The organism is Pseudomonas sp. Pseusp88, from assembly GCF_047303955.1.
Taxonomy (GTDB): Bacteria; Pseudomonadota; Gammaproteobacteria; order Pseudomonadales; family Pseudomonadaceae; genus Aquipseudomonas.
Map to the genome: position 1 here is coordinate 211,342 of NZ_JBGLYM010000004.1, position 12,589 is coordinate 223,930.

The 12,589-nt window shown below is 59.6% G+C and carries 11 protein-coding genes; 9 read left to right on the top strand and 2 right to left on the bottom strand.

Translation table 11 applies throughout. The features are described 5' to 3' along the window. Window positions 1-255 precede the first annotated feature (255 nt). The 6 genes from ACCD02_RS07585 to ACCD02_RS07610 all read left to right on the top strand — a co-directional run bounded on the left by ACCD02_RS07585 (window position 256) and on the right by ACCD02_RS07610 (window position 7,116). Entirely contained in the window at window positions 256-1,542 is a 1,287-nt protein-coding gene (locus tag ACCD02_RS07585) for an ABC transporter substrate-binding protein (RefSeq protein WP_413299997.1), read from the top strand. Window positions 1,543-1,648: 106 nt separating this feature from the next. Then, window positions 1,649-2,563: a carbohydrate ABC transporter permease gene (locus ACCD02_RS07590; protein ID WP_413299999.1), complete on the top strand. Its 915-nt coding sequence runs from the start codon at window positions 1,649-1,651 to the stop codon at window positions 2,561-2,563. After that, window positions 2,556-3,401, top strand: a complete 846-nt coding sequence (locus ACCD02_RS07595; protein WP_259105960.1) for a carbohydrate ABC transporter permease — start codon at window positions 2,556-2,558, stop codon at window positions 3,399-3,401. Before ACCD02_RS07590 ends, ACCD02_RS07595 begins: the two co-directional genes overlap by 8 nt. Before the next feature lie 2 nt (window positions 3,402-3,403). Beyond that, window positions 3,404-4,576: an ABC transporter ATP-binding protein gene (locus ACCD02_RS07600; RefSeq protein WP_413300002.1), complete on the top strand. Its 1,173-nt coding sequence runs from the start codon at window positions 3,404-3,406 to the stop codon at window positions 4,574-4,576. A 129-nt stretch (window positions 4,577-4,705) separates the two neighbouring features. After that, on the top strand, window positions 4,706-6,064 hold the full coding sequence (locus ACCD02_RS07605; RefSeq protein WP_413300004.1) for a carbohydrate porin: 1,359 nt from the start codon (window positions 4,706-4,708) through the stop codon (window positions 6,062-6,064). 197 nt (window positions 6,065-6,261) lie between these two features. Further along, window positions 6,262-7,116, top strand: a complete 855-nt coding sequence (locus ACCD02_RS07610; RefSeq protein WP_413300270.1) for a D-hexose-6-phosphate mutarotase — start codon at window positions 6,262-6,264, stop codon at window positions 7,114-7,116. 216 nt (window positions 7,117-7,332) lie between these two features. Here the strand turns inward: ACCD02_RS07610 and ACCD02_RS07615 are convergent, their stop codons facing one another. Next, a complete protein-coding gene (locus ACCD02_RS07615; RefSeq protein ID WP_413300272.1) occupies window positions 7,333-8,190 on the bottom strand; it encodes a MurR/RpiR family transcriptional regulator in 858 nt (285 codons plus the stop codon). A 226-nt stretch (window positions 8,191-8,416) separates the two neighbouring features. Here ACCD02_RS07615 and zwf point away from each other — a divergent pair, with 226 nt between their 5' ends. From zwf to ACCD02_RS07630, 3 genes are read left to right on the top strand one after another with little or no spacing between them, the layout of a single operon-like run. After that, window positions 8,417-9,886, top strand: coding sequence for a glucose-6-phosphate dehydrogenase (zwf, locus tag ACCD02_RS07620; protein WP_413300006.1), 1,470 nt, complete (start codon window positions 8,417-8,419; stop codon window positions 9,884-9,886). Then, window positions 9,873-10,586: a 6-phosphogluconolactonase gene (gene pgl / locus ACCD02_RS07625; RefSeq protein WP_413300008.1), complete on the top strand. Its 714-nt coding sequence runs from the start codon at window positions 9,873-9,875 to the stop codon at window positions 10,584-10,586. Before zwf ends, pgl begins: the two co-directional genes overlap by 14 nt. A gap of 17 nt (window positions 10,587-10,603) precedes the next feature. Next, window positions 10,604-11,278 (top strand): bifunctional 4-hydroxy-2-oxoglutarate aldolase/2-dehydro-3-deoxy-phosphogluconate aldolase, encoded by a 675-nt coding sequence (locus tag ACCD02_RS07630; protein WP_413300010.1) that lies wholly within the window; start codon window positions 10,604-10,606, stop codon window positions 11,276-11,278. Between the two features lie 111 nt (window positions 11,279-11,389). On the opposite strand, the gene ACCD02_RS07635 is transcribed toward ACCD02_RS07630, so the two are convergent. Next, a complete protein-coding gene (locus ACCD02_RS07635) occupies window positions 11,390-12,589 on the bottom strand; it encodes an aminotransferase class V-fold PLP-dependent enzyme (RefSeq protein ID WP_413300012.1) in 1,200 nt (399 codons plus the stop codon).

A 12,589-nucleotide genomic window follows, 5' to 3' on the forward strand; every position in this document is an offset into this window, starting at 1 on the left:
TTGGATTAATCCTACAAAACATTAAGAAAATTCAGACAAAACGATTTTTTCCGACAGTCTGGACATCCTCCGTCTGACAGTCGATCCTCTGTAACGCCCATTCCAGAGCGGTTATTTCATGGTTTCGGAATGTAACCATCCTGTGACCTTTGCACATCCCTTCGTTACTGTTCTTTCAAAACCCTTGGTTAGACTTCTATGCAGCGCAAGCACCTGACGACTTGCTCATGCATAACAACAAGAAAGGTTAAATCGATGAATTCAATCTCCCGCCTCGCTGCTGTCATTTCTCTCGCCTCGTTGTTTCCGCTGAGCGCTCACGCTGCTGATACCAAGGGTACGGTCGAAGTCGTCCATTGGTGGACCTCAGGTGGCGAAAAAGCGGCTGTCGATGTACTCAAGGCGCAAGTTGAAAAAGACGGCTTTACCTGGAAAGACGGCGCCGTAGCCGGTGGTGGTGGTTCCACCGCCATGACCGTACTGAAAAGCCGCGCCGTTGCCGGTAACCCACCTGGCGTTGCCCAGATCAAAGGCCCCGATATTCAGGAATGGGCGTCTACCGGTCTGCTCGACACCGATGTGCTCAAAGATGTTGCCAAGCAGGAAAAGTGGGATTCGCTGCTCGACAAAAAAGTCTCCGATACCGTGAAGTACGAAGGTGATTACGTCGCCGTGCCGGTGAACATTCACCGGGTCAACTGGCTGTGGATCAACCCGGAAGTCTTCAAGAAAGCCGGTATCACCAAGAACCCGACCACCCTCGAAGAATTCTACGCTGCGGCTGACAAGCTCAAGGCAGCCGGCTTCATCCCCCTGGCCCACGGCGGTCAGCCTTGGCAGGACAGCACCGTATTCGAAGCCGTGGTGCTGTCGGTGATGGGTGCCGATGGCTACAAGAAGGCTCTGGTTGACCTGGACAACGGCGCGCTGACCGGCCCGCAGATGGTCAAGGCTCTCACCGAGCTGAAGAAGGTCGCGACCTACATGGATCCGGATGGCAAAGGTCAGGACTGGAACCTGGAAGCCGCCAAGGTCATCAATGGCAAGGCCGGCATGCAGATCATGGGTGACTGGGCCAAGAGCGAATGGACTGCCGCCAAGAAAGTCGCCGGCAAGGACTATGAGTGCGTAGCCTTCCCGGGCACCGAAAAGGCCTTTACCTACAACATCGACTCCCTGGCCGTGTTCAAGCAAAAAGACAAGGGCGTCGCCGCTGCCCAGCAGGACGTAGCCAAGGTCACCCTGAGCGAGAACTTCCAGAAAGTCTTCAGCATCAACAAGGGTTCGATCCCGGTTCGTACCGATATGTTGAACGACATGGGCAAGTACGGCTTCGACTCCTGCGCCCAGACGGCCGCCAAGGATTTCCTGGCGGATGCCAAGACCGGCGGTCTGCAACCGAGCATGGCCCATAACATGGCAACTACCCTTGCCGTGCAGGGTGCGTTTTTCGATGTCGTGACCAACTACATCAACGACCCGAAAGCCGACCCGGCCGATGCCGCCAAGAAACTGGGTACTGCGATCAAGGCAGCCAAGTAACTCGTAGTACCTGACCCCCCCAGCCGCAGTTTGTGCTGTTGAAACCGAACCCTGGTTTCACGCACGCCTGCGGGCTGGATTCGATGTATCAAACCTGGATTTTCCGATGAGCTCTGTCGCTGTCTTCAGCAAAGCCAAAGCCTCGCCGTTCGATGCGCTCCAGCGCTGGCTGCCCAAGTTGGTGCTGGCGCCGAGTATGTTCATCGTTCTGGTCGGCTTCTACGGCTATATCCTCTGGACGTTTGTGCTGTCTTTCACGTCCTCGACATTCCTGCCGTCCTACAAGTGGGCCGGGCTGGCGCAATACGAGCGTCTGTTCGACAACGACCGCTGGTGGGTGGCGAGCAAGAACCTCATGGTGTTCGGTGGCATGTTCATCGGCATCAGCCTGGTCGTAGGTGTGGTCCTGGCGATTTTTCTCGACCAGCGCATCCGCCGCGAAGGCTTTATCCGCACCATTTATCTGTACCCGATGGCGCTGTCGATGATCGTTACCGGCACCGCCTGGAAGTGGCTGCTCAACCCAGGCATGGGGCTGGACAAGCTGCTGCGCGACTGGGGCTGGGAAGGCTTCCGGCTGGACTGGCTGATTGACTCTGACCGCGTGGTCTATTGCCTGGTTATCGCTGCTGTCTGGCAAGCCTCGGGCTTTATCATGGCGATGTTCCTCGCCGGCCTGCGTGGCGTCGATCAATCCATCGTCCGTGCTGCCCAGATCGACGGCGCCAACCTGCCGACCATCTACTGGAAAGTGATCCTGCCGAGCCTGCGCCCGGTATTTTTCAGTTCGGTCATGATTCTCGCCCATATCGCTATCAAGAGCTTCGACCTGGTCGCGGCCATGACCGCTGGCGGCCCCGGCTACTCCTCGGACCTGCCCGCGATGTTCATGTACTCCTTCACCTTCAGCCGCGGGCAAATGGGCATGGGCTCGGCCAGTGCGATCCTGATGCTGGGGGCGATCCTGGCCATTCTGGTGCCTTATCTGTATTCCGAGCTGAGGACCAAGCGCAATGACTAGTCTCGTTGGAAAATCGCCGATCAGCCTGAGTCGCATCGCTATCCACGTGGTGCTGATCGCGGCTTGCCTGCTGTATCTGGTGCCGTTGGTGGTGATGCTGCTGACCAGCTTCAAGTCCCCCGAGGACATCAGCACCGGTAACCTGTTGAGCTGGCCGACCGTGATCACCGCCATTGGCTGGGTCAAGGCCTGGGCCACGGTAGACGGCTACTTCTGGAACTCGATCAAGATCACCATCCCGGCGGTGCTGATCTCCACCGCCATCGGTGCGTTGAACGGCTATGTGTTGTCGATGTGGCGCTTCCGTGGCTCGCAGCTGTTCTTCGGCCTGTTGCTGTTCGGCTGCTTCCTGCCGTTCCAGACCGTATTGCTGCCTGCGTCCTTCACCCTCGGCAAGATGGGCCTGGCCAGCACCACCACCGGCCTGGTGTTCGTGCACGTGGTCTACGGCCTGGCGTTCACCACGCTGTTCTTCCGCAACTACTACGTGAGCATCCCCGATGCGCTGGTGAAGGCGGCACGCCTGGATGGCGCGGGGTTCTTCACCATTTTCGGCAAGATCATCCTGCCGATGTCGACGCCCATCGTGATGGTCTGCCTGATCTGGCAGTTCACTCAGATCTGGAACGATTTCCTGTTCGGCGTGGTGTTTTCCAGCGGTGATTCGCAGCCGATCACTGTGGCGCTGAACAACCTGGTCAACACCAGTACCGGGGTCAAGGAATACAACGTTGATATGGCGGCGGCGATGATTGCCGGTCTGCCGACACTGCTGGTCTACATCGTCGCCGGCAAGTATTTCGTGCGCGGGCTCACAGCCGGCGCAGTCAAGGGGTAATCATGGCAACGCTCGAACTACGCAACGTCAACAAGACCTACGGTGCCGGTCTGCCCGACACGCTGAAGAACATCGAACTGCAGATCAAGGACGGCGAGTTCCTGATCCTGGTCGGCCCTTCGGGCTGCGGCAAGTCGACCCTGATGAACTGCATCGCGGGCCTGGAAAACATCACCGGCGGCGCGATTCTCATCGACGGCTCCGATGTCAGCGGCATGAGCCCCAAAGACCGGGACATCGCCATGGTGTTCCAGTCCTACGCGCTGTATCCGACCATGAGCGTACGGGAGAACATCGAGTTCGGCCTGAAGATTCGCAAGATGCCGCAATCGGCCATCGACGAAGAAGTCTCCCGGGTTGCCAAGCTGCTGCAGATCGAACACCTGCTCAATCGCAAGCCCGGCCAGTTGTCCGGCGGCCAGCAACAGCGTGTGGCCATGGGCCGCGCCCTGGCGCGGCGGCCGAAGATCTACCTGTTCGACGAACCGCTGTCCAACCTCGATGCCAAGCTGCGGGTCGAGATGCGCACCGAAATGAAACTGATGCACCAGCGCCTCAAGACCACCACCGTCTATGTCACCCACGATCAGATCGAGGCCATGACCCTGGGCGATAAAGTGGCAGTCATGAAGGACGGCATCGTTCAGCAGTTCGGCACGCCGAAAGAGATCTACAACAACCCGGCCAACCTGTTTGTCGCCAGCTTCATTGGTTCGCCGCCGATGAACTTCATCCCGCTGCGCCTGCAACGCAAGGACGGCCGCCTGATTGCCCTGCTCGACAGCGGCCAGGCCCGTTGCGAGCTGCCGATGAGCATGAACGATGCCGGGCTCGAAGATCGTGAAGTGATACTCGGCCTGCGCCCTGAGCAGATCCTGCTGGCTTCGACCGAGACGTCCGGGTTGCCGGCCATTCGCGCCGAGGTCCAGGTTACCGAGCCGACCGGTCCGGACACCCTGGTCTTCGTCGACCTGAATCAGAGCAAGGTCTGCTGCCGTCTGGCGCCGGATGTGGCGCCGCAGGTCGGGGAAAGCCTGAACCTGCAATTCGATCCATCCAAGGTGCTGCTGTTCGATGCCAAGACCGGCGAGCGCCTGGGCGTATTGGGTAGCACCGAGGGAAAGCCCCAGCCCGCTGAGCGTGTGGGCAACGTCACCCAATTCAACCGTAGCTGAACATGATGTAACGCAACCGGGCACAACAGGTTGGCCATCTCTGCCTTACCGGATGACCAGCCTGTCAACACGAAGCAGTGAATACACGAAGCAGTAATCAATAAAAATAAAATTACGAGGATTTAAGGGATGAAGAAGATCAACGCCAAATCAATTTCCCGTCTCCAGTTGCTCAGTCAGCTCTCGGTATTGGGCGCGCTGGCTCTGACGGGTAATGCCCAGGCCGATGATGCATTCGCTGCGAACTCCAAGTACATGACCGGCGATTGGGGCGGTCTGCGTAGCGAGCTGGAGAGCAAGGGCTACACCATCTCGGCAGAGTACGTCGGTGAGATGGGCAGCAACGTCAAGGGTGGCTACAACAACGACAAAACCGCACGTTATGCCGACCAGTTTGCCTTCGGTCTGGACATGGACCTGCAAAAAATCCTCGGCTGGCACGATGCTGAATTCAAACTGGCAGTCACCGAGCGTAGCGGCCGCAACATCTCCAACGATCGCCTTGGCGATCCTCGCGTCGGCACCATCAGCTCCTCGCAAGAAGTCTGGGGCCGTGGTCAGACCTGGCGCCTGACGCAAATGTGGTACAAGCAGAAATTCTTCGACGGTGCCCTGGACATCAAACTCGGCCGCTTCGGCGAAGGCGAAGATTTCAACAGCTTCCCTTGCGACTTCCAGAACCTGACCCTGTGTGGTTCCCAGGTCGGTAACTATGTGAACACCTGGTACAACTGGCCAATCAGCCAGTGGGCTGCCCGCGTGAAATACAACATCACGCCTGAGTTGTACGCCCAGGTCGGTATCTACATGCAGGACCCGGATAACCTCGACAAACACAACGGTTTCACCCTGGCCACCGGCGGCTCACAAGGCAACGTGGTACCGGTCGAACTGGTCTGGTCGCCGATGGTCAACAAGCTGCCGGGCGAATACCGCATCGGTTACTACCGCAGCACCCCGGACGCCAATGACCTCTATGAAGCCCAGAACGGCCAGCCACAAGCAGTGGTCGGTGGCGACTTCAAAAAGCATGACGATAAGCATGGCTGGTGGGTCGTGGCACAGCAACAGCTGACTTCGGTGGGCGGTGACGCTTCCCGCGGCCTGAGCATTTTTGCCAACCTCACTGTGCATGACAAAGAGACCAACTTCGTCGACAACTACCAGCAGATCGGTCTGGTCTTCAAAGGTCCGTTCGATTCCCGTCCAAAAGACGATATCGGTGTCGGTGTTGCGCGTATCCACGTGAACGACGATGCAACGGATAATGCCCGTCTGCGCAACCAGCTCAGCGGCATCAGCGACTACGATAATCCAGGTTTCGTGCCGGTGCAGAAGACCGAATACAACTCCGAGATCTACTACGGTGTGCATGTCACCGATTGGCTGACCGTGCGTCCTAACCTGCAGTTCGTCAAACACCCAGGTGGTGTTGACCAGGTCGACGACGCCATTGTGGCCGGTATCAAGATTCAGTCGAAGTTCTAAGCCACGAGTTATGAGCTACGGGCTTGACGCTACAAGCTCGCAGCTCGAGCTTCCAGGCTCCAAGGGATCGTGTGTGCTTTGCGGGCAGCAATTCTGCCCGCCTTTTTTAAGCTCGAACAATTTGCTTCCGTGCTCCCGGAGGCATTTTTTTTTCAGTGCGGTAAACCGGGATAACCATGGCGATCAAGGAAGCGGGGATGCTGGAGCATCCGCTGCAGCGTTTTTTCAGGTCGTGTCGGGCCCGCCCGACGTTCGAGTGGGAACGCTATCAACTGCGCGATGTGCTGGTGATTGATCACCCGCAATGTCAGGCCGTGTTCAGTCGTCAAGGCGGACAGTTGCTGCATTTCCAGCCTCACGGTCAGAAGCCCTGGCTATGGTGCTCGTCTCAATGGCCGCAAGTCGGGGCTATCAGAGGCGGCGTGCCGGTGTGCTGGCCCTGGTATGGCCGGCATCCCAGTGAAGGCGTCTGGCCGGCTCACGGTTGGGCGCGGCTACTGGACTGGAAACTCATCGATAGCAGCGAAAGCGCAGCCGGTGTCAGCCTGCACTGGCGTCTGAAACTGTGGGACTGGCAGGCGGATCTATACGCTGAGCTGGGGCAGGGCATGGAGCTGCGACTCAATACATGTCACGAGGACAGCGCGCCCTGTCAGTTCAGCCATGCCTTGCATGCCTACTGGCGTATCAGTGATGTCGCGGATGTGGCGCTGCAGGGGCTGGACGGCGTGCAGGGCTACGACCATCTGGTGCGCCGCACTTGTCAGCAGGAAGGTGAGCTGCGTGTGGCCGGTGGCTGCCAGCGCGAATTTGATCACAGTGGCCCGCTGCATCTGCAGGACCCGGTTTGGGATCGGCGCCTGGGCATTGATACTGGCGATAGCACCAGTACGGTGGTCTGGCATCCGGGGCGTCGGCCGTTGATGGGCGTGGCGGGCAGCGAGGCGTCGGAGTTCGTCTGTGTCGAAGCCGCGGCGGGGGGAGGCAACAGCCTGAGCCTGGCGCCGGGGGAACGTGCCGAGCTGAGCTTGCAGGCGTATCTGGTGCATTGATATTGCCTGTTTGACGCGGTCGCGAACCGTGGGAGATTCTATGTTTGCTGTGAAGCCAGAGCAGCCTCTTCGCGGGTGAATCCGCTCCCACAGATTCGACGATATACACGCGCTACGGTGGGAGCGAATTCATTCGCGAAAGCGATATTCCAGTCGCTGCAAATGCATTGAATGTACGGGCCTCTTCGCGAATAAATACGCTCCCTCAGATAGGTCTTAGCCCTGATCCTCCACCGGATACCGACTGTCGTTCAAACTTTCCTTGATTTTGCGCAGGTGCGGCTGGAAGTCCACGCCACGGCGCAGGGTCATGCCTGTTGCCAGCACATCCAGCACCGTCAACTGGATGATCCGTGAGGTCATCGGCATATAGATGTCGGTGTCTTCCGGCAACGGAATGTTCAGGCTTACGGAGCTGGCCTTGGCCAATGGCGAACCGGCAGCGGTGAGACCCAGCACCGAGGCGCCGTTGGCCCGGGCGATGCGTGCCACTTCCACGAGTTCGCGGGTGCGGCCGGTGTAGGAGATGATCACGAACAGTTCACCGGTATGGGCCACTGAAGCAATCATGCGTTGCATCAGCACGTCGGCGTGGGCGGTGACGGCCAGGTTGAAGCGGAAGAACTTGTGCTGTGCATCCAGGGCCACCGGGGCCGAGGCGCCGAGGCCGAAGAAATGGATCTGCCGGGCCTGAATCAACATATCCACGGCCTTGCTGATCAGCGCCGGGTCCAGTTGCTGGCAAGCGCTGTCCAGGGAGGCGATGGCACTGCCGAAAATTTTCTGCGTGTAGGCCTCCGGGTTGTCATCGGCTTCTACTGCACGGCTGACATAGGCCGCACCGCTGGCCAGGCTCTGGGCCAGTTGCAGCTTCAATTCGGGGTAGCCGCTGACCGCGAACGAACGGCAGAAGCGATTGACCGTCGGCTCGCTGACTTTGGCTGCCTGGGCCAGTGCGGCAATGCTGAAACGGGTCGCCTGCTGGGGATTGAGCAGGATCACTTCGGCGACCTTGCGTTCAGCCTTGTTCAGCTCTTCGAGCCGGCCCTGGATCTGCTCCAGGAGGTTGCGTATGCGGTCCATTCGGGTCCCTTCATCGTGTTGCAACAGACTGATCTTCAACGAGGATCGACGAACCTCTTTAGCCTGTCGCAAAGGTGGCCTATCGTACTCAGGGCCTGTGTTGATCACCACTGGAATATCGATTCTGAACAAATGTTGTGGTTATTACTACATATGGCCTTGAGTAACGCCTTTAAAAAAGGTATTTGTAGTCTAACTTGATAAAAGAACCAACATTATGCCTTCGATTACGGTTGAACCGTGCACTTTTGCCTTGTTTGGCGCCTTGGGCGACCTGGCGGTGCGCAAGCTGTTCCCGGCTCTCTACCAGCTGGACCGTGCCGGTTTGCTGCATGCCGACACCCGTATCCTCGCGCTCGCGCGCGAAGCGGGCGACGAGCACCAGCATCTGGCGTACATCGATAAATCCCTGCGCCGCTTCGTGCCGGATGCCGAACTTGAGCCGGAGCACGTCGCGCGCTTCCAGGCGCGCCTGAGCTACCTGCACGTTGACTTCCTCAAGGCCGAGGACTACATCGCCCTGGCCGAGCGGGTCGGCGATGCCGAGACGCTGATTGCCTACTTCGCCACGCCAGCCTCCGTGTATGGCGCAATCTGCGAAAACCTCGCTTCGGTGAACCTCACCGAGCGCACTCGCGCCGTGCTGGAAAAGCCCATCGGTCACGACCTGGTCTCCTCGCAGACGGTCAACGACGCTGTAGCGCAGTTCCTGCCGGAAACCCGTGTCTACCGCATTGACCATTACCTGGGCAAGGACACGGTGCAGAACCTGATTGCCCTGCGCTTCGCCAACAGCCTGTTCGAGACCCAGTGGAACCAGAACCACATCTCCCACGTAGAAATTACCGTGGCCGAGCAAGTGGGGATCGAGGGCCGCTGGGGCTATTTCGACCAGGCCGGTCAACTGCGCGACATGATCCAGAACCACCTGCTGCAACTGCTCTGCCTGATCGCCATGGACCCGCCCAGCGACCTGTCCGCCGACAGTATCCGCGACGAGAAGGTCAAGGTGCTCAAGGCCCTGGCGCCATTCACCCCGGAGCGCCTGGCGACCCAGGTGGTACGTGGCCAATACATTGCCGGCTACAGCGAAGGCAAGCCGGTGCCGGGTTATCTGGAGGAGGAAAACTCCAATACCCAGAGCGACACCGAGACCTTCGTCGCCATCCGCGCCGACATCCGTAACTGGCGCTGGTCCGGCGTGCCGTTCTACCTGCGTACCGGCAAGCGCATGCCGCAGAAGCTGTCGCAGATCGTCATCCACTTCAAGGAACCGCCGCACTACATCTTCGCCCCGGAGCAGCGCATGCAGATCAGCAACCGCCTGATCATCCGCCTGCAACCCGACGAAGGCATTTCCCTGCAAGTGATGACCAAGGATCAGGGCCTGGACAAGGGCATGCAACTGCGCAGCGGTCCTTTGAAATTGAGTTTTTCCGACACCTACCGCAGTGCCCGGGTCCCGGATGCCTACGAGCGGTTGTTGCTGGAAGTGATGCGCGGCAATCAGAACCTGTTTGTCCGTAAAGATGAAATCGAGTACGCCTGGCGTTGGTGTGACCAACTGATCTCCGGCTGGCGCAAGGCGGGCGACGCGCCCAAGCCTTATGCGGCGGGATCGTGGGGGCCGATGAGCTCCATCGCTCTGATTACTCGAGATGGGAGATCCTGGTATGGCGATATGTGAACTTGAATTGCCCGCTGGCCTGGTGGCCCGGGAATTCGATAATCCCGGCCTGCTGGCCGAAGGGCTGGCCGCCAATGTGGCAGCCCAACTGAACAGCGCGATCAGCGAGCGTGGCATTGCCACACTGGTAGTCTCCGGCGGTCGCAGCCCCGTGGCGTTTTTCCAGAGCCTGGCTGAACAGGCCGTGGACTGGTCGAAAGTGGTGATCAGCCTGGCCGACGAGCGCTGGGTGCCGGTGGAACACACCGATAGCAATGCCGGCCTGTTGCAGCGTTATTTGCTGCAAGGCCCGGTGGCCAAGGCCCGCTTTGTCGGCCTGTATCAGGTCGCCGACAGCCTGGAAGCGGCGGCCCTGTTGGCAGACAAGGCCCTGGCCGAGCTGCCGGCCATCGACGTGCTGGTATTGGGCATGGGCGATGATGGTCACACCGCTTCGCTGTTTCCCAACAGCCCGAACCTTGCTGAGGCTCTGAGCCTGGACGGCGAGCGTCGTTGCCTGCCGATGCTGGCACCGACCGTGCCGCATCAGCGTCTGACCCTGACCCGTCGCCTGTTGAATTCGGCCCGTCAGCCCATCCTGTCCATTTCCGGGCAGGCCAAACTCGACACCCTGCGCACTGCACTGGCGGGCGATGACCTCGCCCAGATGCCGGTGCGTGCCTTTCTCACCCCGTCCCTCGAGATTTACTGGTGCCCATAAGCAAAGGAACCGCCGCCATGAACACACCTGAAACCCGACAGCCGCTCAACAGCATGGCGAACAAGGTTACCCAGATCGACGAACTCTGCGCCAAGGCGAAGATTCTGCCGGTCATCACCATCGCCCGCGAACAGGATGTCCTGCCGCTGGCTGATGCGCTGGCGGCAGGCGGCATGACGGCGCTGGAAATTACCCTGCGTTCGGCTTTTGGCCTGAGTGCAATCCGTATTCTGCGTGAGCAGCGTCCGGAACTGTGCGTTGGCGCCGGGACCATTCTGGATCGTCATCAGTTGGCTGCGGCCGAAGCTGCGGGCTCGCAGTTCATCGTCACACCGGGCAGCACCCAAGACCTGCTGCAAGCCGCTGTCGACAGCCCGCTGCCCTTGTTGCCGGGCGTCAGCAGCGCCTCGGAAATCATGATCGGCTACGCCATGGGCTATCGCCGCTTCAAACTGTTCCCGGCGGAAATCAGCGGCGGTGTCGCGGCTATCAAGGCCCTGGGCGGTCCGTTCAATGAAGTGCGCTTCTGTCCCACAGGCGGCGTCAATGCCGACAACCTGAAGAAATACATGGCCCTGCCGAACGTGATGTGCGTCGGCGGTACCTGGATGATCGACAACGAGTGGGTCAAGAACGGTGACTGGAATCGCATCACCGAGGCCACGGCCGAGGCCATGGCGCTGTTTGACTGAAGAATCTTGCCAGGGCTGTCACTGACGGCCCGGGCAGCAATGAAGATGTGTGTGTAGTTGGCTTTTTCGGCGCACCCTGGTCCGGTGCGCCTTTTTTTTTGGCGGGTTCTTTCAGGCCAGTTCTTTCAGGGCGCGCACCAGCAGCTGTACATCGGCCACCGAGGTACTGAAGCCCGGCGTCACCCGGATGCACGGCCCGCAACCGGCGCCAGTACGGCCGACAGTAAACAGGTTGTAGTCCTTCAGCAGTTTCTCCACCAGCGGTTGCTGATCCTCGTGACGGGTAAAGCGAAACGCCGTGATCCCGCAATACAGCCGTTGATCGTCCGGTGTCAGCACTTCTATCCCTTCCAGATCCCGCACCCCGTCGACCCAGATATCACGCAAGTAATTCAGGCGTGCCTGTTTGACCGCAGCTCCGCCCATTGCGTAATGCTCTTCGAAAACCGTAGGCAGGGTCATCCAGGCCGGGATATTTGGTGTGCCGTAAGGCGCACGGGAGCGGATATCGTCATCGGCATAGCGGGTATCGCCCATGTCGGCATCGATGCTGCCCAGGCGCTCCCGGGCTATGTAGACGAAGCCCAGGCTCAGGGGCGCGCCAATCCATTTCTGCAAGTTGTAACCGGCGAATGCCACACCCAGTTCATCGAGCTTGAAATCCAGCTGAGCGAGGGCGTGGGCGCCGTCGAGGATCACATCGATGCCATGAGCCCTGGCCCGTTCGGCGATGGCCTGCACCGGCATGACCAGGCCGGTGCGGTGGGTGACGTGGGTCAGGGCCATCAGCTTGAGGCGTGGATACTGCTTGAATGCCGCCTCGTAGCTGTCCAGCAGGCTGTCGTAGCTGGCCGGGTGGACGTGAGTGATTTCGATCACTTCCACGCCGCGGCTCTTGGCCAGCCAGTGCATGGCACTTTGCACACTGATGTAATCCAGATCGCAGATCAGCACCTGATCGCCCGGTTGCAGGCCGTTATAGTTGCGGATCAGCAGTTGCAGGGACTCCGAGGCGCAGCGGGTGATCGCCACTTCCTCGGTCGCCACCTGCACCAGCCCGGCCAGTTGCTGGCGTATCTGCTCGCTGTCGTGGCTGTCGAACTGCTGGCGCACATACACCGAGTTGCTGCGGTTGACGTAGTCGATATGGCTTTTGTAGGCCGCCAGGACCTTGTCGGTCATGCGCCCGAAATAGCCGTTCTCCAGATTGATCGGGCCGGGCTCGACGGTATAGGAGCGGGCAATGCGTTGCCAGAAGCCCTCGTCACGGGCCAGTTCAAGAGCAGCGGCGTTGTCGCGGGCAGCAGGCAT

What these genes read in the sequence shown, in the direction of transcription:
- pgl (WP_413300008.1), top strand. Translation starts at nt 9,873, where the DNA reads ATGGCGATATGTGAACTTGAATTGCCCGCTGGCCTGGTGGCCCGGGAA.
- ACCD02_RS07610 (WP_413300270.1), top strand. Translation starts at nt 6,262, where the DNA reads ATGCTGGAGCATCCGCTGCAGCGTTTTTTCAGGTCGTGTCGGGCCCGC.
- ACCD02_RS07605 (WP_413300004.1), top strand. Translation starts at nt 4,706, where the DNA reads ATGAAGAAGATCAACGCCAAATCAATTTCCCGTCTCCAGTTGCTCAGT.
- ACCD02_RS07600 (WP_413300002.1), top strand. Translation starts at nt 3,404, where the DNA reads ATGGCAACGCTCGAACTACGCAACGTCAACAAGACCTACGGTGCCGGT.
- ACCD02_RS07595 (WP_259105960.1), top strand. Translation starts at nt 2,556, where the DNA reads ATGACTAGTCTCGTTGGAAAATCGCCGATCAGCCTGAGTCGCATCGCT.
- ACCD02_RS07630 (WP_413300010.1), top strand. Translation starts at nt 10,604, where the DNA reads ATGAACACACCTGAAACCCGACAGCCGCTCAACAGCATGGCGAACAAG.
- zwf (WP_413300006.1), top strand. Translation starts at nt 8,417, where the DNA reads ATGCCTTCGATTACGGTTGAACCGTGCACTTTTGCCTTGTTTGGCGCC.
- ACCD02_RS07590 (WP_413299999.1), top strand. Translation starts at nt 1,649, where the DNA reads ATGAGCTCTGTCGCTGTCTTCAGCAAAGCCAAAGCCTCGCCGTTCGAT.
- ACCD02_RS07635 (WP_413300012.1), bottom strand. Translation starts at nt 12,589, where the DNA reads ATGCCTGCTGCCCGCGACAACGCCGCTGCTCTTGAACTGGCCCGTGAC.
- ACCD02_RS07585 (WP_413299997.1), top strand. Translation starts at nt 256, where the DNA reads ATGAATTCAATCTCCCGCCTCGCTGCTGTCATTTCTCTCGCCTCGTTG.